General features: G+C 54.7%; 25 protein-coding genes and 1 pseudogene. 19 read left to right on the forward strand and 7 right to left on the reverse strand.

Going from position 1 to position 18,797, the window contains the following annotated elements:
- Window positions 1-36: 36 nt before the first annotated feature.
- The 17 genes and pseudogenes from C2U41_RS23400 to C2U41_RS23475 all read left to right on the forward strand — a co-directional run bounded on the left by C2U41_RS23400 (window position 37) and on the right by C2U41_RS23475 (window position 10,610).
- Window positions 37-1,083, forward strand: a complete 1,047-nt coding sequence (locus tag C2U41_RS23400) for a phage major capsid protein, P2 family (protein ID WP_101360959.1) — start codon at window positions 37-39, stop codon at window positions 1,081-1,083.
- Between the two features lie 44 nt (window positions 1,084-1,127).
- Window positions 1,128-1,973, forward strand: a complete 846-nt coding sequence (gene gpM, locus C2U41_RS23405; protein WP_103848522.1) for a phage terminase small subunit — start codon at window positions 1,128-1,130, stop codon at window positions 1,971-1,973.
- Window positions 1,974-2,072: 99 nt separating this feature from the next.
- Window positions 2,073-2,561, forward strand: coding sequence for a head completion/stabilization protein (locus C2U41_RS23410; RefSeq protein ID WP_001514727.1), 489 nt, complete (start codon window positions 2,073-2,075; stop codon window positions 2,559-2,561).
- A complete protein-coding gene (locus C2U41_RS23415; protein ID WP_001514728.1) occupies window positions 2,561-2,764 on the forward strand; it encodes a tail protein X in 204 nt (67 codons plus the stop codon). The genes C2U41_RS23410 and C2U41_RS23415 overlap by 1 nt, the downstream gene beginning before the upstream one ends.
- A gap of 9 nt (window positions 2,765-2,773) precedes the next feature.
- Complete coding sequence (locus C2U41_RS23420) at window positions 2,774-3,103, forward strand: phage holin, lambda family (protein ID WP_103848523.1); 330 nt, start codon at window positions 2,774-2,776, stop codon at window positions 3,101-3,103.
- The gene (locus C2U41_RS23425) at window positions 3,096-3,485 is read left to right on the forward strand and encodes a M15 family metallopeptidase (protein ID WP_103848524.1); all 390 of its coding nucleotides are present in this window, start codon (window positions 3,096-3,098) and stop codon (window positions 3,483-3,485) included. Before C2U41_RS23420 ends, C2U41_RS23425 begins: the two co-directional genes overlap by 8 nt.
- Window positions 3,486-3,526: 41 nt before the next feature.
- Window positions 3,527-4,051: a DUF2514 family protein gene (locus tag C2U41_RS23430; protein ID WP_103848535.1), complete on the forward strand. Its 525-nt coding sequence runs from the start codon at window positions 3,527-3,529 to the stop codon at window positions 4,049-4,051.
- Window positions 4,051-4,335 (forward strand): hypothetical protein, encoded by a 285-nt coding sequence (locus C2U41_RS23435; RefSeq protein WP_063922335.1) that lies wholly within the window; start codon window positions 4,051-4,053, stop codon window positions 4,333-4,335. Before C2U41_RS23430 ends, C2U41_RS23435 begins: the two co-directional genes overlap by 1 nt.
- A 57-nt stretch (window positions 4,336-4,392) precedes the next feature.
- The gene (locus tag C2U41_RS23440; protein ID WP_103848525.1) at window positions 4,393-4,860 is read left to right on the forward strand and encodes a phage tail protein; all 468 of its coding nucleotides are present in this window, start codon (window positions 4,393-4,395) and stop codon (window positions 4,858-4,860) included.
- A complete protein-coding gene (locus tag C2U41_RS23445; protein ID WP_060568737.1) occupies window positions 4,861-5,493 on the forward strand; it encodes a phage virion morphogenesis protein in 633 nt (210 codons plus the stop codon). It abuts the gene before it with no gap.
- A 180-nt stretch (window positions 5,494-5,673) separates the two neighbouring features.
- A complete protein-coding gene (locus C2U41_RS23450) occupies window positions 5,674-6,303 on the forward strand; it encodes a phage baseplate assembly protein V (RefSeq protein ID WP_103848536.1) in 630 nt (209 codons plus the stop codon).
- Window positions 6,300-6,665 (forward strand): GPW/gp25 family protein, encoded by a 366-nt coding sequence (locus C2U41_RS23455; protein WP_103848526.1) that lies wholly within the window; start codon window positions 6,300-6,302, stop codon window positions 6,663-6,665. Before C2U41_RS23450 ends, C2U41_RS23455 begins: the two co-directional genes overlap by 4 nt.
- Window positions 6,662-7,573 (forward strand): baseplate assembly protein, encoded by a 912-nt coding sequence (locus tag C2U41_RS23460; RefSeq protein ID WP_103848527.1) that lies wholly within the window; start codon window positions 6,662-6,664, stop codon window positions 7,571-7,573. The genes C2U41_RS23455 and C2U41_RS23460 overlap by 4 nt, the downstream gene beginning before the upstream one ends.
- Complete coding sequence (locus tag C2U41_RS23465) at window positions 7,566-8,174, forward strand: phage tail protein I (protein ID WP_103848528.1); 609 nt, start codon at window positions 7,566-7,568, stop codon at window positions 8,172-8,174. The genes C2U41_RS23460 and C2U41_RS23465 overlap by 8 nt, the downstream gene beginning before the upstream one ends.
- Window positions 8,171-9,149 (forward strand): annotated as a pseudogene (locus tag C2U41_RS23470) (phage tail protein); the annotation flags it as partial. The gene C2U41_RS23465 and the pseudogene C2U41_RS23470, both read left to right, overlap by 4 nt.
- Before the next feature lie 716 nt (window positions 9,150-9,865).
- Window positions 9,866-10,006 (forward strand): hypothetical protein, encoded by a 141-nt coding sequence (locus C2U41_RS30210; protein ID WP_442861387.1) that lies wholly within the window; start codon window positions 9,866-9,868, stop codon window positions 10,004-10,006.
- Window position 10,007: 1 nt separating this feature from the next.
- Window positions 10,008-10,610, forward strand: a complete 603-nt coding sequence (locus C2U41_RS23475; RefSeq protein ID WP_233901277.1) for a tail fiber assembly protein — start codon at window positions 10,008-10,010, stop codon at window positions 10,608-10,610.
- Between the two features lie 126 nt (window positions 10,611-10,736).
- Here the strand turns inward: C2U41_RS23475 and C2U41_RS23480 are convergent, their stop codons facing one another.
- The 6 genes from C2U41_RS23480 to C2U41_RS23505 are packed head-to-tail and all read right to left on the reverse strand — an operon-like array spanning window position 10,737 to window position 16,331.
- On the reverse strand, window positions 10,737-11,186 hold the full coding sequence (locus C2U41_RS23480) for a phage tail protein (RefSeq protein WP_063922329.1): 450 nt from the start codon (window positions 11,184-11,186) through the stop codon (window positions 10,737-10,739).
- An 11-nt stretch (window positions 11,187-11,197) separates the two neighbouring features.
- Window positions 11,198-14,128: a phage tail tape measure protein gene (locus tag C2U41_RS23485; protein WP_103848529.1), complete on the reverse strand. Its 2,931-nt coding sequence runs from the start codon at window positions 14,126-14,128 to the stop codon at window positions 11,198-11,200.
- The gene (locus tag C2U41_RS30215; RefSeq protein WP_015698216.1) at window positions 14,129-14,245 is read right to left on the reverse strand and encodes a GpE family phage tail protein; all 117 of its coding nucleotides are present in this window, start codon (window positions 14,243-14,245) and stop codon (window positions 14,129-14,131) included.
- Window positions 14,246-14,253: 8 nt separating this feature from the next.
- Window positions 14,254-14,592, reverse strand: a complete 339-nt coding sequence (locus C2U41_RS23495; RefSeq protein ID WP_101361061.1) for a phage tail assembly protein — start codon at window positions 14,590-14,592, stop codon at window positions 14,254-14,256.
- A gap of 14 nt (window positions 14,593-14,606) precedes the next feature.
- Window positions 14,607-15,122, reverse strand: a complete 516-nt coding sequence (locus tag C2U41_RS23500) for a phage major tail tube protein (RefSeq protein WP_103848530.1) — start codon at window positions 15,120-15,122, stop codon at window positions 14,607-14,609.
- A 12-nt stretch (window positions 15,123-15,134) separates the two neighbouring features.
- Window positions 15,135-16,331 carry a phage tail sheath subtilisin-like domain-containing protein gene (locus C2U41_RS23505; protein ID WP_103848531.1) on the reverse strand — a complete coding sequence of 399 codons (1,197 nt, stop codon included), beginning with the start codon at window positions 16,329-16,331 and terminating at the stop codon, window positions 15,135-15,137.
- Between the two features lie 161 nt (window positions 16,332-16,492).
- Here C2U41_RS23505 and C2U41_RS23510 point away from each other — a divergent pair, with 161 nt between their 5' ends.
- The gene (locus tag C2U41_RS23510) at window positions 16,493-17,620 is read left to right on the forward strand and encodes a phage late control D family protein (protein ID WP_103848538.1); all 1,128 of its coding nucleotides are present in this window, start codon (window positions 16,493-16,495) and stop codon (window positions 17,618-17,620) included.
- Between the two features lie 52 nt (window positions 17,621-17,672).
- Window positions 17,673-17,909 (forward strand): ogr/Delta-like zinc finger family protein, encoded by a 237-nt coding sequence (locus tag C2U41_RS23515; protein ID WP_374208663.1) that lies wholly within the window; start codon window positions 17,673-17,675, stop codon window positions 17,907-17,909.
- A 38-nt stretch (window positions 17,910-17,947) separates the two neighbouring features.
- On the opposite strand, the gene C2U41_RS23520 is transcribed toward C2U41_RS23515, so the two are convergent.
- A complete protein-coding gene (locus C2U41_RS23520; protein ID WP_103848532.1) occupies window positions 17,948-18,673 on the reverse strand; it encodes a hypothetical protein in 726 nt (241 codons plus the stop codon).
- Window positions 18,674-18,797: the final 124 nt, after the last annotated feature.

The raw sequence follows: 18,797 nt of genomic DNA on the forward strand, positions 1-18,797 counted from the left end.
AGGCTCAGTGCGTCAGGCTCAGGAAAGGATAATAAGATGCGTAATACAACCCGCGATTTGTTTGATAAGTACATTCAGCGACAGGCTGAACTGAACCATATCAGTGCTGCTCACATCACCAAGGCGTACAGCATTGATCCGAGCGTTGAGCAGACGCTTGAGGATAAGATCCAGCAGTCGTCTGAGATGCTGAAAAAAATTAACATTTACGGCGTTAACGATCAGACCGGTGAAAAAATCGGGCTGGGTGTTAGTGGCCCGGTATCCAGTACCAACAATTCCACCACGGATCGCCGTCAGCCTACCTCTGTGGCGGCGCTGGATTCGAATAAGTACACCTGTAACAAGGTGAACGCCGATACCTTTACGCCGTACACGCAGCTTGATGCCTGGGCAAAATTCCCGGACTTTCAGCAGCGCCTCAGCAATCAGATCATCAAGCGTATTGCGCTCGATCGCATCATGATCGGCTTCAACGGTACCAGCTACGCGGAGAAGTCAGACCGCGCCGCCAACCCGCTGTTGCAGGATTGCGGTATCGGCTGGCTCCAGCAGTACCGTGCGAACGCAGCTCAGCGCGTGATGAAAGATGTCACCGTGACCAGCCGTGACGACACCAATCAGGTGATCGCGAAAGGTGATTACGGTAACTATGACTCCATCGTATTTGATGCAGTCAACTCGCTAATGGATGAGTGGTACAAGGATTCGCCTGATCTGGTGGTGATTACCGGGCGTAATCTGACGGTAAACCGTTCATTCCCGATCATCAACGCTGTAAGCACCAATAACCCTAACTCCGAAGCACTTGCCGGGCAGTTGATTGCATCGCGCAAAACGATCGGCAACCTGCCGTCATTTATCGCGCCATTCTTCCCTGATGGCAGCATGTTCATTACCTCCTGGGAAAACCTGTCTATTTACTGGCAGGAAGGTGGGCACCGTCGCCGCATCGTTGAAGAGCCGGAATATAACCGTGTCTCAACGTACAGCTCTTCGAATGATGCTTACGTCATTGAAGACTACGGCTATGGCTGTCTGATCGAAGGCATCACCGCCGCCGAGCCAGACCCAGCACCATAAGACGCCGCAGGCCAGCAGTGCGCTGGCCTGTTCAGGGGGCATAAATGTTAACACCAGCACAAAAACACTTTGATCGGGTGATGGCAGAGCGCCGCAGTAATCGCGGGGCGACAACAGCCGACAGAACAGCCTACGAGCAGGTGCTTTTCCGCTTGCGCATGGATAAAGCCGACCTAAGCCGCATCCAGTCGAATGCCGGTAAGGCGAAGCTCAAAAGCGAACGCCTGCCGGATTACCTGCCGTGGATTGATGGCGCACTGGCAGCGGATACAGGCCAGGCGGATGAAGTGATCACCACCGTAATGATCTGGGCGGCGGATGCCGGTGATATTGCGCAGGCGCTGCGGATAGGTCAGTACGTGCTGCGCCATAAAATCCCGATGCCTGACCAGTACAAGCGCACCACCGCCACGGTACTGGTTGAAGAAATTTGCGATCCCATCCTTGCCGCCTTCAAAGCGAACCCGGCAAAGGCGAGCGTGAGCATTGACAACCTCAACGCGCTGAACGGCATCACCACCCATGAAGATATGCCCGATCAGGTAAGGGCCAAGCTGTTTAAGGTCATGGGGTACACCGTGCGCCTTAATCAGGACGTTGAGTCCCAGCAGCTTGCCCGCTCGCATTTGCAGGAAGCTATCAGGCTCAACGCAAAAATTGGTGTGGCGCGTGATATCGAACTGCTGGATCGCAATATCAAAAAGCTGACCGCAGCCAGCGGCGTAGAAGGTGAGGGCGATACGCCACCGGTACAGCCGGAAGCGAAGCCAGAGGCCGTGAAAGCAGCGCCGGAGAAAGCGCCGCGCACCACCGCAGCCAAAAAGCCGAAAAACAGCCAGGAAAAGCCAGCAGCAAAGAACAAGACGACGCGTAAAAACGCGAAGTCATAACGAATGTGCCCCCGCGCACCAGGCGGCACGGTGTGACGTAATAAGGCCAAGCCTCTACTGCGTCACACCGTCCACCGCCTGCCTTATGGAGAGTCCTGTATGAGCCTGGTCGCCACTGAACCGGTAAGACCGCCATCAGATCCCGCGCCGGACGATGGCGGCGCAAAGGTTGAGAGCCTGCCTTTCTGGCCTGTCATCGTGCTGGCTGATTTGCGCCGGGCGATGCGCCTTGACGGGCAGGTAACGACCGATCGCCTTATGTCCCGCACCATTGAGGCAGTGGCCCACGTCAACGATCAGCTTCTTCTGTGGCGTCAGGTTCAGGTTGATGCCGGTTATCTGACTCTGGCGGAGATCCCCGCCGATCCGGTGAATGGCGAATCGGTGAAGGTCTGGCGCTATAAAAATGCCGTCTGGTCACTGACCAAAGCCCTGCTGATTGAAGGGTATCGCGATATTGATACCACCAGTAAAGGGGATGACCACGCGCAGGCGCTCAGCACCCAGATAGATACGCTCTGGCGTGATGTTCGCTGGTCGATTCGCGATATCCAGAATGAAGATCGCGGCCTTGCGGAGCTGTGCTGATGAACGTGCAGGCGCAGCAGGATGACACCGTTGATGAACTCTGCTGGCGGTATTACGGCAGGACGGCGGGAGTAACCGAAGCCGTGCATGAAGCCAATCCGGGGCTGTGCGACAGCGGCCCGCTGCTGAGTGCCGGGCAGGTTGTTTATCTTCCCGAATTACCACCACCCACCCAGCGGGAAACCGTGCAGCTATGGGATTGAGAGGTTGCCATGAGCGACGTACCTACGGGGATGCTGGAACAAACAATGAAATGGATTGCTACTTATCTGCCGACGCTTTACGCGGCAGGCGCTGCGCTGAGCATTTCGGCGCTTATGAGTCTGTATGACGGTCAGTCAATGCTGAAAACCGCCACCGGTTCACTGGTCTGCGGGATCGTTACGCTGGCGGTTGCCGGTTCGCTGGAATATCTGGGCTTGCCGTCTAATGCCGTTACCTTCATGGGCGCATCCATAGGTTTTATGGGGGCTGACAAGGTGCGCAACAAAGTGACCGGCTTTATTGAAACCCGTATCGGGGGAGCGAAAGGAAATGAGTGAATTTAAATTCAGCCAGAGAAGTGAAGATAACCTGAAAGGTGTTAACGCTGACCTTGTGAAAGTCGTCCGCCGCGCCCTTCAACTTTCTGCCGTTGATTTTGGTATCACCGAAGGGCTTCGCACTGTAGAGCGGCAAAAACAGCTTGTTGCTGAGGGGAAAAGTCAGACGATGAACAGCAGGCATATTTCAGGCCATGCGGTTGATGTGTTTGCGTATCCCACTCCGGCAGGCTCATGGGACTGGAAATATTACCAGCAGATTTCCGAAGCCTTCAAACAGGCGGGAAAAGAGCTGAATATCCCCGTTGAATGGGGCGGTGACTGGAAAACCCTGAAAGACGGCCCTCACTTCCAGCTACCTTATGCGGCTTATCCTGCATGATTCTGAACTGGCTCAGGCGACACTGGCGCGGCTTATCCTGCATGATTCTGAACTGGCTCAGGCGACACTGGCGCGGCCTTCTGGTTGCGCTAATTCTGGGTGGTGTCTTCCTTTCTGGTTCATGGTTTGGTGCCAGCCAGGCTAATACGGCATGGGCACTTAAATGGAAACAGCGGGATGCCGACGATGCTACCGCGCTGGCAAAGCGGCAGGCAGAAGCCAGAGCTGAAGAACAACGCCGACAGGGTGAAATAGATGCGATTGAGAAAAGGGCTGAGGGGCAGATTGCTCAGGCTGCTGCTGATGCTGACCATGCCCGCGCTGTTTCTGACGGGCTGCATGACGAAGCCGCAAAACTCGCCGCCAGACTGGCAGCAAGTGAACGCGCCCGCCGTGCCGCAACTGCCAGCGAAAGCGCGACAGGCACCACCGGCAGCGAGCTGCTTGCCGAGCTGTTCCGCCGCGCTGACCAGCGAGCGGGAGAGCTGGCGGCAATTGCTGATCAGGCAAGAATCCGAGGATTAGCCTGTGAGGCTTCTTATAATTCAATAGGTAAGGGAAAGTGATGGAAAAGCAAATGCAGTATGCGGCTACACCGCAGAATTTTAAGTTTAGCCTCTCGCAACTGGTGAATATCCGCGTTAGCGATGAGTGGGGCGAGATTCAGGCCCGCGCTCAATACGCCAATAGCGAGAATCAGTATCTGATCCATTATCAGGCGGCAGACAAATGCGCGCGTACTGAGTGGTTTACTCAGTCGGTGCTGGATGCCGTGGAAGATGATAATTATCCGGGGTGCCCGGTATTTGGTGCCGTAGATTTGCCGAAAGGCGCGGTTGTCGAAGAATAAGCATTCCAGCAGGTGTCTGTGGATGCCTGCGATAATGCTTTTTCGTGAGGGCTTCACATGCTTAAACCCGATCTACTACGCAAGCATATCAGCCACGCGGTGCCATGGTTGCGTGACAACCCTGATAATCTGGCGGTGTATGTACAGAAGGGGCGCATGGTGAGCACCGGGCAGCGCTCTGCCTCGTTTGAATACGAGTACACCATTGAGGTGCTGGCGATGGATTACCCTGAGCCGCTGGATTCCCTCAGCCTGCCAATTCTGGCATGGGCGCGCCTGTATCAGCCTGAGCTGCTATTCAACCCTGACCGCGCCCGCGATGGCATCACCTTTGAAGCGGATATCCTGAGCAATTCCACCATGGACGTGCTTATCAAAATTCAGGCCAGTGAGGCGGTTGTTGTCAAAGTTGAAGAGGGTAAGCCGGTTATACATCACCGTGCTGATCCTATGCCGGGGCCGGAGCTGGGTGCCTGGTCACTGGTCTTTGAAGATACGGTAAGCGGCGAGACGTGGACGGACTAAATGAACGTTGATCCGCTGTTTCATGCCCTTGATGATTATCTGGCAACCGTGGCGGCGCAGCTCGCACCGGGCCAGCGCCGTAAGCTCACGCGCGAAGTGGCTATTGGCCTGCGCAAACGCCAGCAGCAGCGCATCAACAGCCAGAAAAATCCCAGCGGGGAAAGCTATACACCGCGCCGCCGTAAGATTTTGCGCACTCAGGGCGGGGTTAAATTCCTGTGGAAAGATGAAACCCGTGAGCTGAGCAACTGGCGCACCACCGGGCGCGGAGAGCAGCGTGCTATCACCGGTTATGATGTTGATAAAGGGGCGTTGCGCACGTTCTATAAGCGCGATATTCAGCGCTATATTGAGATCCATCTTAACCAGACCAAGCGCACCACCACCCGCAAAGAAAAGATGTTCCGCCGCCTGCGCACCGCTCGCTTTCTCAAGGCATACGGTACCGCCAGCGCCGCCGTGGTGGGTTACTCCGGGCATACCGCCGAGATCGCCAGCGTTCACCAGTATGGTGAGGTTGATACCGTGGCACCCGGTGCCCGCACCCGTTACCCCGCGCGTGAATTGCTGGGCTTTACGGAAAGCGATCTCGACTGGCTGGCGGATACCATCGTCAGTTTTCTGCAACCCTGACACCTTCCTGCAGCACTGTTAAAAGTGACGGTGCTCGATGTTTTTTCCCGGCACTGTCATAGCTGGCAGTGTCTGCCGGTACCGCCATCCATTGTTACCAACTCCTGACAACGCCAGCGCGTTGCTTGCGCGCGCGTGGATCATGAAACTGGCTGTAAATTTAATAACGCAAGCCAGCTTATGAACCTGAACGAACTCAACCGCCTGCTCTGTAATGTTGTCCGCGTCGGTACCGTGACCGAAGTCGATCATGAGCGCTACGTTGCCCGCGTGAAAAGCGGGGGAAATGATGCCGATTGGATCCGCTGGGCAACCTTACGGGCGGGAACGGCGGTTACATGGTGGGCACCAACGCCGGGTGAGCAGGTATTGCTTTTGTCTCCGGGTGGAGACTTTGACAACGCGATTATCTGGGGGAGCCTGTACAGCGACAGCGTGAAGCCACCTGATAGCGGCGCGGCGTCAGATGTGATCCTGTTCCCTGACGGGGCGAAAATAGCCTATGACCCGGAAGCCGGTGCGCTGGTTGTTACTGGAGTGAAGAGCGCAACGGTTAAGGCGCTGGAATCCATCGCAGCGACGGCCCCACAAATTACCTGCACCGCAACAACCTCAATCACTCTTGATACGCCGGAAGTGATCTGCACTCAAAAGCTCTCATGCTCCACGTTTGAGATGAAACAGGGTGGCAAGATGACCGGCAATGTTGAGCATAGCGGCGGCAGCATTACATCAAATGGCGTTGTGGTGCATACCCACAAACATGGCGGCGTAGAACGTGGCGAAAGCCAGACGGACGGCCCACAATGACCAGCGCAAGATATCGCGGGATGAACGCCGAAACCGGTGAAGCGCTCACCGATAACGAGCACATTTCTCAGTCCATCAATGACATTTTGCTAACGCCGGTTGGCTCTCGCGTTATGCGCCGCGCCTACGGCTCGCAGCTCAATAACCTGATTGATCAGCCAGGTAACGCTGTAACGCGCCTTCGCATTATGTCCGCGATATACAGCGCGCTTTTCCTCTGGGAGCCGCGTATCTCGCTGACCAATATTGTGCTGACGGAAACCGGGGCGGGGCAGATGGTTGCCACCATCAAAGCCAGTCGTACCGATACCCAATCACCCTTTACCACGGACGTAACGATCGGCAGGCAGGTGCAGGCATGAGCGGAACAATTGACCTTTCACAATTACCGCCTCCGGTAGTGGTGGAGCCGCTGGACTTTGAAACGCTGTTCAATGAGCGTAAAGAGGCGTTTATCGCGCTTTACCAGGAAGATGAGCAGGACGTTATCAGGCGCACTCTCTCGCTGGAATCTGAGCCGATCACCATGCTGCTGGAAGAAAACTGTTATCGCGAATTGTTGTTACGCCAGCGCGTGAACGAAGCGGCGCGCGCGGTAATGGTAGCGTACTCCGTGGGCAGTGATCTGGATCAGCTGGCGGCAAATTTCAATGTGGAGCGCCTGACCATCACGCCGGAAGATGACAGCGTTGTACCGCCTGTGCCTGCAGTGATGGAATCGGATGCCGATCTGCGCGTCCGCACACCGCAGGCGTTTGAAGGGCTGAGCGTCGCCGGGCCAACGGCGGCATATGAATTTTTCGGCCTGTCTGCTGATGGGCGCGTTGCTGATGTGTCTGCCGTAAGCCCAACGCCTGCCTGCGTTACCATCTCTGTGCTTTCCCGCGAGGGTGACGGCACCGCCAGCCAGGAGCTGATCGATATCGTTGCCAGCGCGCTGAATGGCGAAGAGGTGCGCCCGGTTGCCGATCGCGTGACCGTGCAGGCGGCGGAGATCGTGCCTTATGAGATTGATGCCACGCTGTATATCTATCCGGGGCCGGAGTCGGAACCCATCCGCCAGGCATCTGAGCAGAAGTTACAAGCGTACATAGCCGATCAGCGTCGTCTGGGGCGGGATATCCGGCTGTCTGCCATTTATGCCGCGCTGCATGTAGAAGGAGTGCAGCGGGTGGAGCTGGCGCAGCCGGTGGCGGATATGGTGCTTGATGATACTCAGGCGTCCCACTGTACCGGCTACACCATAACCGTTGGGGGATACGATGAGTAAAACCCTCACGCCGCCCAGCTCAACGCGCCTTGAGCGTGTCGCCGCCCGCGTCTGCGCCTCTCTGGGGGAAGTGCGGGTACCGCTGCGTCAGCTCTGGGATCCGTACACCTGCCCGGTTGACCTGCTGCCCTATCTGGCGTGGGCTTTCTCCGTTGATCGCTGGGACGAAAGCTGGGCGGAAAACGTCAAGCGCCGCGTGGTGCAAGATGCTTTCTACATCCATCAGCACAAGGGAACAACCAGCGCCGTGCGGCGCGTGGTGGAGCCGTTCGGCTTCCTGATCCGCATCATTGAGTGGTGGCAGACCGGCGAGAAACCGGGCACGTTTCGCCTGGATATTGGCGTGCAGGACCAGGGCATTACGGAAGAAACCTATCTGGAACTGGAGCGCCTGATTGGTGACGCCAAGCCGTGCAGCCGCCATCTGGTCGGCATGTCCATCAACCTGCAGACCAGCGGCCCCTATTTTGTGGGGGCAGCCACCTACACCGGAGAGGAAATCACGATCTACCCGTATATCAACGAAACCATTATTTCCGGCGGCACCGCTTACGAGGGCGGGGCAGTCCATGTTATTGACACAATGAGAGTGAATCCATGAGCGCAAAATTTTATACCCTGCTGACGGATATCGGCGCGGCGAAACTGGCAAGCGCCGCCGCGCTTGGTGTCCCGCTTAAGATTACCCAGATGGCTGTGGGCGACGGTGGTGGAGTGTTGCCAACGCCCAGCGCGCAGCAGACAGCGCTGGTTGCTGAAAAGCGCCGTGCGGCATTGAATATGCTGTATATCGATCCGCAGAACAGCAGCCAGATTATTGCTGAGCAGGTGATCCCAGAAACTGAGGGCGGTTGGTGGATTCGTGAGGTCGGTCTTTTTGATGAAACCGGCGCACTGATTGCCGTGGGCAATTGCCCTGAGAGCTACAAGCCGCAGCTGGCTGAGGGGAGCGGACGCACGCAGACGGTGCGAATGGTGCTTATTACCAGCAGTACCGATAACATTACCCTGAAAATTGACCCGTCAGTGGTTCTGGCAACCCGCAAATATGTGGATGACAAGGTGCTGGAGCTTAGGGTGTATGTGGATGATCTGATGGCTAAACACCTTGCCGCAGCGGACCCTCATACTCAGTACGCCACTAAGGAAAGCCCTACGCTGACGGGGACGCCGAAAGCACCAACTGCACCGGCAGGAACCCATACCACACAGATTGCCAGCACAGCTTTTGTGCAGGATGTGGTCACGGCCCTAAATAACGCACTGGCGCTGAAAGCTCCACTGGCAAGCCCGACCCTGACCGGAACGCCAACGGCACCCACTGCTGCGCAGACCGTGAACAATACGCAGGTTGCCACCACGGCATTTGTGAAATCAGCTATTGCGGCACTGGTGGCATCATCCCCGGCGGCGCTGGATACACTGAATGAACTGGCGGCTGCACTGGGTAACGATCCGAACTTCGCCACTACCATGACGAATGCGCTTGCTGGAAAGCAGCAGAAAGACGCCACGCTGACCAACCTGAGTGGCAAGGATGTTGCGGGACTTCTTCAATACCTTGGTCTGGGAAAGACCGACTCTCCAGAGTTTGGTGGACTGAAGGCACCCTCTATAACTTTACGGGATGGAAAGATAAGACTCACCTCTTCTCAAGATGGTACGACATTAGTCTTTACCGTGAGTGGGGAGCCTGTTGCAGAAATAAAAGCGGGTAGCTTCTTTCATAAAAAAATTATCTCTGCAGGTGAGGTTCTTCAGTCACCAAAATACATCTTCAGAGATGGGGATATTATTTTCTACTCAGGTCCAAATAATCTTGTCATGCAGGTTGGCGGTAAAGATGTTGCAACGCTGACGTCAGATAGTTTTTATCACGTTAAACAGGTAGCCGCGGCTGAATCACTTAAGGCACCAAAGGTCGTATTGCGTGATGGCGATGTGAATCTAATTGGCGGCGCTAACAACCTGGTTATTCAGGTTGGTGGCAACGATATTGCCTCGCTGACGCCGGGGAATAATTTCTTTAAAGGAAAGCTCACAGCTGAAACCAGTCTCCAGGTTGGTAGCACCTGCATTCTGGCTACTGACGGTAATTTAACAGGAAGTAAATGGGGCGGCTGGCTGGATGCATTCATGAAAGACGGCATGTCTACTGACGGGAATGGGTTGTGGTGGGATGCTTTTTCATCTCAGCTCCAGTTCCGTGTTGGAGGCTGGAACATACCTGATGCTGCAGGAGGAGCAGGCACTAGCGTGACTTTCCCCAAAGCGTTCAAAAATGGGTGCCTGATGGTTATTCCTGTTCCCGGTAATGGCGGTGCAGCGCAGCAAATAGGGAGTCAGAGTTACTCATCCTCTGGCGCGGTACTTCAAAAAGGTGCGAGTGATAATAGCCCTCGCTCCGGTAAATATCTGGCAATCGGATACTGATATGAAATCACAATATTATTACAGTGCGTCATGGAACAACTTTTTTGAGTTACCAGAGGATGCAGATGCGCTCCCTTCTGAATGGCCGGTTGATGTAGTTGCAGTTACTGGCATGGATTATCAACAGCTGCAGGCGGGAGTTAAAACGGGGAAAATTATTGTTCCCGATGATACCGGGCGACCGGTATTGTCGTGGCGATATTATTACAGTGCTTCACGTCAGGGCTTTTACCCGGTAGATGACAAGCATGAGTACGAATCTGGCGCGGGATGGCCTGAGGATGCAATTCCGGTTACGGACTCTGATTATAAGGCACTCTTTGATGCTCAGGGTAAAGGTAAAATCATTAAGCCTGATGACAATGGCTATCCTGTAGCGTCAGTACCTGTGATTGATTATGTTGCGACCGCCGAAGCTGAACGTACCAGCAGAATGTCAGCATTGACACTTCGCATCAATCGTCTTGTTGAGGCGCAGGATGATGGTGATATTACCGATTCTGAACTGGCCGAGCTAAATGCACTCCGGGAATGTCGCACTAAACTGCGGCGCCTGGATTTGAGTAGTGCGCCAGATGTTGAGTGGCCAGCATTTCCAGCATAGGAACCTTTGATAGAAGCTACAGCACCGCCATAAATGACCGTGCTGTAGCACGGTTAAAAGTGACGGTGCCCGATGATTTCGGTACCACACTGCCAACAATGAACGTGTTGGCCATAAAAAATAAAGTTAGAAATTCACCCCCGCTTTCACCATAGACAGCACATCATCGTTGGTAATTTCCGCCAGCTTCTCCCTGATATCCTCGCTGACCTTTTTCAGGCTGAGGGTAAAATCAATCTTCCGCGCTTTCCCATCCTGAAAGAACTCAGTGCGATTCTGGGTTAACCCGTCGATCACATACATACCGTAAATCTTGCCGGTACCTTCAATCAGGGGCCAGGCTCTGCCGGTGTATGCCATTGTCTCCAGCGTAGTGAGCGACACATCGCCGCCGCTGATTTCGGGGTACAGCGTACCGGAGAGCGTGATCGGCTCTTCATCCGGGCCTATGTACTGATAGCGCGGGGATTTCCCCACGCGATCGTTTTTGACGTGTCGCCATGTATTCGACTGGTTCGACGTCTGGTAGGGCGTCGTTTGCAGCGCAAACGGAAACATGCCCAATATCATCATCATGGTTATGCCCCTTATTCGTGATCGGTCAGTTGCGAGCGTTTACGCCGTGCGGCCTGCTGCTGGGCAACGGTGAACTCTTCGCGGATGCGCTGGACAAGTTTTTGTTCATCCATCTGGCCCGCGTCGTTGATGTTGATTTCAAAGTTAAACACGTCGCCGCCAGGCATCAGCGCCGCGACGGAAGCCGCAGACGGAACCGCCGACACTGGCGAACGGGTGGCAGGCTGCTGAACGCTGTACGGCAGCACCGAAGAAACGAGCGCGCCAGCCTGCTGCTGCATCCATGCTGTGAGTGATGGCACCTGCCGCTGAACCTGCTGCACCGGTTCGGCGTACCCGCCACGGATAGGAATGTACGGCTGTTTGTTTTTGAAGACGATTTCACCGGGGCCGTCTTTCTTCTCTGCCGTATTGCTGGCGATTTTATCCAGGCTACCGCTGATCTTCGGTGCGAGATTCGCCGGGCCTTTCAGGTTATTGGCAAGCGCCTGCTGCTGCTGGCTCTGTTCCGTTTTTCGCTTCTGGTCTTTTTTCTCTTCTTCTTTTTTCGCCTGTGTCGTGACCGCTTTAAGATCCCCGGCAAGCGTATCCGCCAGCCCGGTAAGTTTCTTCTGCGTGTTCACCTGCTCAACGGCTTTTTTGGCTCTCTCTGCCTGGTCGGGGATCAGGCCCAACTTTTCCAGCACCAGATCCAGACCTTTCCAGAGCTGTTCAACGGGCCAGAGAACCAGTGAGATAGCACCACCTACCACGTTGCCGAAGGCTTCCCCGGCACTGGTGCAGGATTTCAGTGCCTCGGTGGAGAACTGGATCGGCTCAAACAGTTTTGTAAACCAGTCCCATACCGTACTGAGCGCGGAGACAATGGCGTCAAATATGGGTACCAGCGGCGAGAATACGGCGGAAACGATAGAAAAGATCGGCTGTAGCCCCTGCATCAGGCCGGTAAAGAACCCGCTGAAAAATGCCTTGATAGGTTGCCAGAACTGGATGATCGCAATAGCGACGCCAGCAAACAGGGCAATCAAACCCCAGACCGGGGCAGAGATACCCGCCAGCAGCGTGATCAGGGGGCCAAAGACCGCCCGACCGGCAGTAAGCAGCGCCTGCATGGGCGAACCAGCCAGCCACTGAAACGCGCCGCCAAGCCGGGTGATGCTGGTCAGCAGTTTGGCGATCCCGCCTTCACCTGCCAGCGTGGTAAAGCTCAAACGTACAAGCGCCATCGGGCCGAGTATTGCGCCCAGCGCCAGCATAAGCGTACCCAGCACCGTGAGAATGGCACCAATTGCGGCGACGGTTTTCATGATGGCTGCAACCAGTGCAGGATTGGCTTCAACCCAGCCCCGGATTGATTGCAGGACGCCCCCGACTGATTTCATGATCGCCATCATTGGCCCGCGCATGGTTTCACCCAGAGCACTGAAATTGTTGCCAAACTCCGCTTTGGTTATCTGCCACTGTGATGAGAGTGAATCTTTATCAATATCGGATTCCCGCTTCATGGAGCCTTTAGACGCGGTGCCGTGGGTTAATTCGAGCTGCCTGCGCAGCTCTGGCAGGTTGTTGGCGACCTTTCTAACTGCCATGGCGTATTCATCACCAAAAAGCTGAGTAAGAACGTTTAGCTGCTTGTCGTCATCAAGCTTTTTGGTGGCTTCCATCACCGCCATGATGGTGCCCATGGCGTCTTTTGCCATGTTCTTCTGCACCTTCTCCGCGCTCAGCCCCAGCGCGTCCAGACCTTCCATAAACCGATCAGGTTGCACCATGGCGTTGCCCAGCTCGCGCACCATCGCTTTAACAGCAGTACCAGCAGTCTCTGCGCCTTCACCAAGGGTCAGGAATGTAGACCCTAACGCCGCCGCGTTCTTATAGCCGAGCTGATCGGCGGTGCCGCCCACTCGCAACAGAACATCAATTATTTCGGAGCCTTTTGATTTGGCGTTGTCGTCAAGATAGTTAATGGCGTCGCCTAATTCGCCAATATTTTGTATTGGTACTTTGTACAGGCCTGCAATCTTACCCAGGCTTTCCGACAGCTGATCGGCAGGCAGCTCAAACGCCTTTGAGGCCATAGCGGCAGTGTTGGCAAACGTAAGCAGATCTTTTTTCTGCTTCTGCCATGGATCATCGCTGTTAGCTGCGCCCATACGCGCGCCACCCTCTACCAGGGCGGCATAATCAACAGCACCGTTGGGCATCGGCAGATTTTCGGAAGCGTCTTTGATGGCCTTTTGCATCTCAGCAAACTGAGCGGTGCGGTTGCCGTCATCATCGCGCAGGCCGTTCACCTGTTTGGATACGCCCTTCATGGCGTCTTCCAGGCTGCTGTAACTCTTGATGGCAGCAGCGACGGGAGCAAGTACCGCCGCGCCGGTCGCTGCGGTCTTCATACCTGCGCTTTGTAGCTTTTCACCGGTTTCTTTAGCGCGGGCATAGCGGGCCTGCGCCTGCGTAACGGACTCAAGCCGCCGCTGCTGCTCAGTAAGCTGGCGATTGTACTGCGCGGTGCGCTGGCTGATTTGTTCTGTTGCCCGGCTTGTACTGCTAATCGCAATTCCTTCGCTGTAGAAGCTGGCGCGTAACTGGTTGAGCTGGGCCTGTTCCGTTTTCTGCTGGGCTGTCAGGTTGCGGATCGCTGCTCGCTGCTGATTGAGGGCGGTAACTTGTTCAGCACTGCGCTGTTTAAGTGGGCCGAAAGCCGCCGCCATTTCACGCGCCTGCGTCTTTGCCTGAGCCAGTTGATCGGTGGTTTTTTTGTTGGCGTTGGTCAGCCGGTCAAAGCTGGTAGCCTGACGCTCAAGCCCTCTGATGCTGCTCTGCGTCTGCTTGATTTGAGAGGCCAGCGCGGCGGCACTCTGGCGCGCCGCGTTGACAGGTTGAGACATATTATTCAGGGCGCTGAATGCCACCTGAATATTTAATTTGCGGTCTGCCATTTATTGATCTCCGCCACTGCGCGCAGCGGCTTGATCACGCCATAACAGAAGTTCCTCTACCGTCATGGCGTCCATCTCCGCTGGTCGCCAGTGGAAAATGACGGCGATATCCGCCATTAAGTTTTCTATGCGTTCGCAGGGGCATCGGATGACGCGCTGCCCGTATCCGTCACGCTCTGATCCGAAGGTGGCTGCAAAAAATCAACCACCGCGTTGGCGAGCTGGCAGAAGTCCCACGTATCCATGCGGGCGATTTCGTCAGCGGTCAGCGCCGGGGCGGTGACGCGCGGCAGCAGAACAACCAGCGCATCATAATTCGACGTCAGAACGTCATAGACTTTTAAGCCACGCAGCGATCCGGCCTGCTTTAAGACTGGCGTGATCGTGATTTCGCTGATTGCCGTCTTACCGCGAACGATAGGCGCATTGAGCGTTACAACTTCTTTACCGGTTACTTTGGTCATGGTGTGTTAATTCCTTATAAGCCAATGTTGGCGCGGTGTTTTTCCATCATGTCAACGCCGCCAACTTTGTAGATCATATTGAGCACATCAACTTCAATGATTTCTTCGCCGTTGATGGTCAGCTTGTAATAGGTATTTTTCAGGGTGTACTTATGGGAAGTATCATTCCCGGTTTTGGACGTGCCCGGATCCATCTCCGTAAAGCGTCCGCGCGTCTGGATTTCAACGGGTACCGCTTCGCCGGTTGAGTCATCCTGGTAAGACCCGGCATAGCGCGTTTGCATACCATCGGCGGTGGCGATGCCCCATTTTTTCAGCAGCCCCGCATCCATGCCGCCAAGGGTGATATCCATATCCAGCGCCCCGGCATCAAAGCCGAGATCGACCGCGACAGAACCCGGCATACCACCGGCCTGATAATCCTCTGTTTTGCGGGTTAACTTCGCCGGGGTGATTTCCGGCACCATGCCGAAATAGTTATCCCCGTCAAAGAACATGTTGAAGTATTTAAGTTTGTTAGGCAGAGCCATACGCGCCCCCGGTTAGTTATTCACTGCGCTGGAAAACGTAGCGAAGTATTCATCAGTGAACTCCTGCACCAGGCTGAGATTTTCCAGCGGCGGGACAGGCGTGTAGTTGTATTTGATGGTGAGCTGCCCGTTGCGCAGCGTTTCGCTGGTATTCGGTTCAGGGTCATACCAGCAGCGCGCACCCAGCAGCTTGCCCGCCGTCACATAGGACGTCAGCTTGCGGTTGATACCGTCAACGATATCTTTTACCAGCGACGGGGTGAGCGGCTTATCAACATAGGAGAAGTGAGCCTCTGCCACGGTATCAGCCACAATCTGAGCGGTACGGGTGTAGCTCTCAAAGATGTAGGTTTCTTCGTCGCAGGTACGTGATCCCCAGATGCGATAGCCGTCCTGTTTGATCAGGGTGGTGACGCCTGCTGCGTTCAGCTCGTCCGCATCGGTATCGGTGCCCTGTAGGGTGAAATAGATATCGCGATCCATCCCCAGCACGTTGTTAACCGGAACGTTGGAAATGGTTTTGTGCCAGCCCTGCGTTGCGTCGATTTTGGCGCGCATCCCTACCGCATGAGCACCCACCGGCACGGTGGCGTTTGCTCCCGCGTTGGTGTCGTAGCAAATGAAGTTAGGCCAGATGACCATCATTTCACGCTGGGCAAACTGCTCGCGGTATTCCTTTGCCTCTGCAATGGTGTTGCAGCCGTTCGCTGAAACATAAGAAAAGGCGCGCAGCTTCTCCGCCATCACGCCGAGTTGCGCCGCTACTGGCTGAGTATCAAGGCCGGGAACGGCAAGCACACGCGGACGGACGCCAACACGCATCTCCGCCGATAACAGCGCATACATGCCGGTGAAAAGTCCTGTTACCGGGTCGGTGCCACCAATGACCAGTTGATCCTGAGTCGGAGCGGTGCCGGTTTCCGGTGGTGGAATTTTTGACGCATCAGCCACGCGGATCACAATGGTCTGTGGGCTGGTCTGGTCTGAAATGGCTTTCAGGGTGGTGAACAGGGTGCCGGTTTTGCCTGCTTTGCCCAGCATGTTAGCCACGCGGGTAATGAGTACAGGGGTATCCAGCGGGAACGCTTCTTCGTCTGCATCGTCAGCGATACAAACGACGCCGATAACCGCCGAATCAATATCGGTGATCATCGTGCTCAGATCGGTGGTTTCCGTGACGGTTACACCGTGATGGTAATTTGTGGCCATGTAGTTGCCTCGCCAGGTCAATGATTGCCACTTATCATTGCGACAATTGCCAGCTGGTGCGAGAGGTGGGCGTTGTCAGCAGACCGCAACAACAGCCCCGCGTTGTCTGTACGCGCGCGCGTGGCGACGATGGTACCCTCACCAATGAGGGAACCAATAAGATGTTGGATGATGATGCGCGTTATTCTCCCCGCCCGGCGTTCAGTATTCAGATTGAGGGCAAGCAGCTCACCGCGCTGGATGATCGTTTGATCTCGTTGTCGCTGACGGACAACCGGGGATTTGAAGCGGATACGCTTGATCTCACGCTGGATGATTCAGACGGACAGATCGTTATGCCATCGCGTGGAGCGAAGATTTCCGTTTCGCTGGGCTGGGATAATGACCCGCTGATATTTAAAGGGCTGTACACCGTTGATGAGGTTGCGCACCGTGGCCCGCCTGATCAGCTCACCATCAGCGCCCGCAGCGCAGACTTTCGCGACACGTTCAACGTGAAGCGTGAATACTCCTGGCACGATATTACCGTTGGCGATGTGGTTGCCAGTATTGCCAGCCGGTACGACCTGCGCGCCGGGGTGAGTGAGGAACTGGCGAAGATTGAGATCGATCACGCTGACCAAACCAGTGAATCAGATATCAGTTTTCTCACCAGAATGGCGGATATGCTGGGTGCGGTTGCCACTGTCAAAAACGGCATGTTGCTGTTCATCACGCCGGGGCAGGGCGTAACCCAGAGCGGTAAACCTTTACCGGCGATCAGCATTGTGCGGGCCAGCGGCGACAAGCACAGTTTTAGCATTGCCGATCGTGATGCTTATACCGGCGTTACCGCTTACTGGCTGGATCTGAATTTCGGTAAAAAGCCCGCCACCACGGTACAAACAAACACCCGCAGAAGTCGTCGGACAACCCAGCCGAAGAAGCCAAAAGAACCCGCCTCAAGCAGCAAGGAAGGGGATTACATGGCGGGCGCGGAAGGCAACGTATTCGTGATCCGCAAGACGTTTAAAACAGAGAAGGCAGCGAAGCGGGCAGCAGCGGCGAAGTGGAGCCAGTTACAGCGTGGCGCGGCGTCATTCTCTATCACGCTGGCGCGGGGCCGGGCGGATTTGTACCCGGAACAATCGGCAAGTGTATCGGGCTTTAAGTCCACGATTGATAATGGTTACTGGACGATTACCCGATGTGTGCATGATATCGGCAGCGGCGGCTTTACCACCTCGCTGGAGCTGGAAGTTAAGATTGATGAGTGGACCGCTGAGGCGGGTGACGAATCAACGGGTTAAGCGTTATACTTGACGTGATATTAACCAGCCCAGAGGAGGCCCGCGTATGGCAATGCGCTGTCCTCGCTGCCGTGCAGTTGCGAAAACTCGTACCAGTGTAGAGTTGAGTGATTTAGTACGACGCAGTTATCACCAGTGTCAAAACATGTTGTGCGGCTACTGTTTTACCAGCATGACGCAAATAGACGAATCATTAAACCAGACTCAACCAGTCCCCGGCGCGGTGGTTCCTCAAGATGTTTTCCCGCGAAGTCATCACGGCGAAGATCAGTTAAGTTTGGTGTTGTAAAAAATAAACCCGCCTGAGAATAGGCGGGTTCTTTGTTTCTACTGTTCAATTATTTTTATTATCTGACCGGTTTTAATATCTACATCCGCAGAAACTGTTTGTTTTACTACTGCCCCGTAAGCGTTTGTGCCTTTGAATGTTGTGCTAACAATGGCATGAGGTGTGCCTTTCATCATCACCCGATAGGTTGTTTCTACGTGTTCATATGAATCATCGTCATTCATGCTTTTCTTGATGGCGGTCTCTAATGGTTTATACGCCCCGCTCCAATGGTTGAATTGATCTTCGAAAGTGTCAAACGTGACGCGATTATCCAAGGATGTTGGGTCATTTTTGTAATCACCCTGGCACCAATCGAGCACCATGCCGAGCTGGAGATCTTTGGATTTTGTGTATGAATATTCGCTTACGCAACCATAAAAACCATTGATTGAAGATTGTGGAAACTCATTGATTTTTGTGAATGTTTCAATGATGTTGCGGCGTTCTTTTTGAGAGCTAAGACGCCAATCATTGAGCGTTTTAGTTGCGTATTCGAATTCTTTTTTCTGTGGTGGTGTGGCGACTGGCGCTGCTGCCGCTTGCGGTGCTGTTGCTTGCTTTGGGGATACGCTCGCGCCAATAGCGCTAACGATAATACAGATTGCAAAATAGACGAGTGAAGATTTTTTCCTGTTTGGCATAAAAACCCACTTAGGATTTATAAGCCCGACCCAGAAAGCGATACCGGCTATCGCTGCAATGATGGTGATGATTTTTTCCATTGGATACCCTCCGTATTGAGGCGGGTATTATTGTCGATGGTGCTCAAAAACGGAACAGCCAAGCGCGGTGCGCCTGGCTGCTTCTTTGTCGAAGTGTAGTCAAAATGTAGACGAAGATTAGAAT

This window comes from Citrobacter freundii complex sp. CFNIH4 (assembly GCF_002934505.1).
GTDB lineage: Bacteria > Pseudomonadota > Gammaproteobacteria > Enterobacterales > Enterobacteriaceae > Citrobacter > Citrobacter freundii.

Excerpts from the sequence above, each read along its gene's own strand:
- C2U41_RS23480 (WP_063922329.1), bottom strand. The coding sequence starts at position 11,186 with ATGATGATGATATTGGGCATGTTTCCGTTTGCGCTGCAAACGACGCCC.
- C2U41_RS23425 (WP_103848524.1), top strand. The coding sequence starts at position 3,096 with ATGAGTGAATTTAAATTCAGCCAGAGAAGTGAAGATAACCTGAAAGGT.
- C2U41_RS23455 (WP_103848526.1), top strand. The coding sequence starts at position 6,300 with ATGACCAGCGCAAGATATCGCGGGATGAACGCCGAAACCGGTGAAGCG.
- C2U41_RS23495 (WP_101361061.1), bottom strand. The coding sequence starts at position 14,592 with ATGACCAAAGTAACCGGTAAAGAAGTTGTAACGCTCAATGCGCCTATC.
- C2U41_RS23510 (WP_103848538.1), top strand. The coding sequence starts at position 16,493 with ATGTTGGATGATGATGCGCGTTATTCTCCCCGCCCGGCGTTCAGTATT.
- gpM (WP_103848522.1), top strand. The coding sequence starts at position 1,128 with ATGTTAACACCAGCACAAAAACACTTTGATCGGGTGATGGCAGAGCGC.
- C2U41_RS23400 (WP_101360959.1), top strand. The coding sequence starts at position 37 with ATGCGTAATACAACCCGCGATTTGTTTGATAAGTACATTCAGCGACAG.
- C2U41_RS23435 (WP_063922335.1), top strand. The coding sequence starts at position 4,051 with ATGGAAAAGCAAATGCAGTATGCGGCTACACCGCAGAATTTTAAGTTT.
- C2U41_RS23520 (WP_103848532.1), bottom strand. The coding sequence starts at position 18,673 with ATGGAAAAAATCATCACCATCATTGCAGCGATAGCCGGTATCGCTTTC.
- C2U41_RS23475 (WP_233901277.1), top strand. The coding sequence starts at position 10,008 with ATGAAATCACAATATTATTACAGTGCGTCATGGAACAACTTTTTTGAG.
- C2U41_RS23450 (WP_103848536.1), top strand. The coding sequence starts at position 5,674 with ATGAACCTGAACGAACTCAACCGCCTGCTCTGTAATGTTGTCCGCGTC.
- C2U41_RS23445 (WP_060568737.1), top strand. The coding sequence starts at position 4,861 with ATGAACGTTGATCCGCTGTTTCATGCCCTTGATGATTATCTGGCAACC.
- C2U41_RS23505 (WP_103848531.1), bottom strand. The coding sequence starts at position 16,331 with ATGGCCACAAATTACCATCACGGTGTAACCGTCACGGAAACCACCGAT.
- C2U41_RS30210 (WP_442861387.1), top strand. The coding sequence starts at position 9,866 with ATGGTTATTCCTGTTCCCGGTAATGGCGGTGCAGCGCAGCAAATAGGG.
- C2U41_RS23465 (WP_103848528.1), top strand. The coding sequence starts at position 7,566 with ATGAGTAAAACCCTCACGCCGCCCAGCTCAACGCGCCTTGAGCGTGTC.
- C2U41_RS23460 (WP_103848527.1), top strand. The coding sequence starts at position 6,662 with ATGAGCGGAACAATTGACCTTTCACAATTACCGCCTCCGGTAGTGGTG.
- C2U41_RS23440 (WP_103848525.1), top strand. The coding sequence starts at position 4,393 with ATGCTTAAACCCGATCTACTACGCAAGCATATCAGCCACGCGGTGCCA.
- C2U41_RS23515 (WP_374208663.1), top strand. The coding sequence starts at position 17,673 with ATGCGCTGTCCTCGCTGCCGTGCAGTTGCGAAAACTCGTACCAGTGTA.
- C2U41_RS30215 (WP_015698216.1), bottom strand. The coding sequence starts at position 14,245 with ATGGCGGATATCGCCGTCATTTTCCACTGGCGACCAGCGGAGATGGAC.
- C2U41_RS23420 (WP_103848523.1), top strand. The coding sequence starts at position 2,774 with ATGAGCGACGTACCTACGGGGATGCTGGAACAAACAATGAAATGGATT.
- C2U41_RS23430 (WP_103848535.1), top strand. The coding sequence starts at position 3,527 with ATGATTCTGAACTGGCTCAGGCGACACTGGCGCGGCCTTCTGGTTGCG.
- C2U41_RS23500 (WP_103848530.1), bottom strand. The coding sequence starts at position 15,122 with ATGGCTCTGCCTAACAAACTTAAATACTTCAACATGTTCTTTGACGGG.
- C2U41_RS23415 (WP_001514728.1), top strand. The coding sequence starts at position 2,561 with ATGAACGTGCAGGCGCAGCAGGATGACACCGTTGATGAACTCTGCTGG.
- C2U41_RS23410 (WP_001514727.1), top strand. The coding sequence starts at position 2,073 with ATGAGCCTGGTCGCCACTGAACCGGTAAGACCGCCATCAGATCCCGCG.
- C2U41_RS23485 (WP_103848529.1), bottom strand. The coding sequence starts at position 14,128 with ATGGCAGACCGCAAATTAAATATTCAGGTGGCATTCAGCGCCCTGAAT.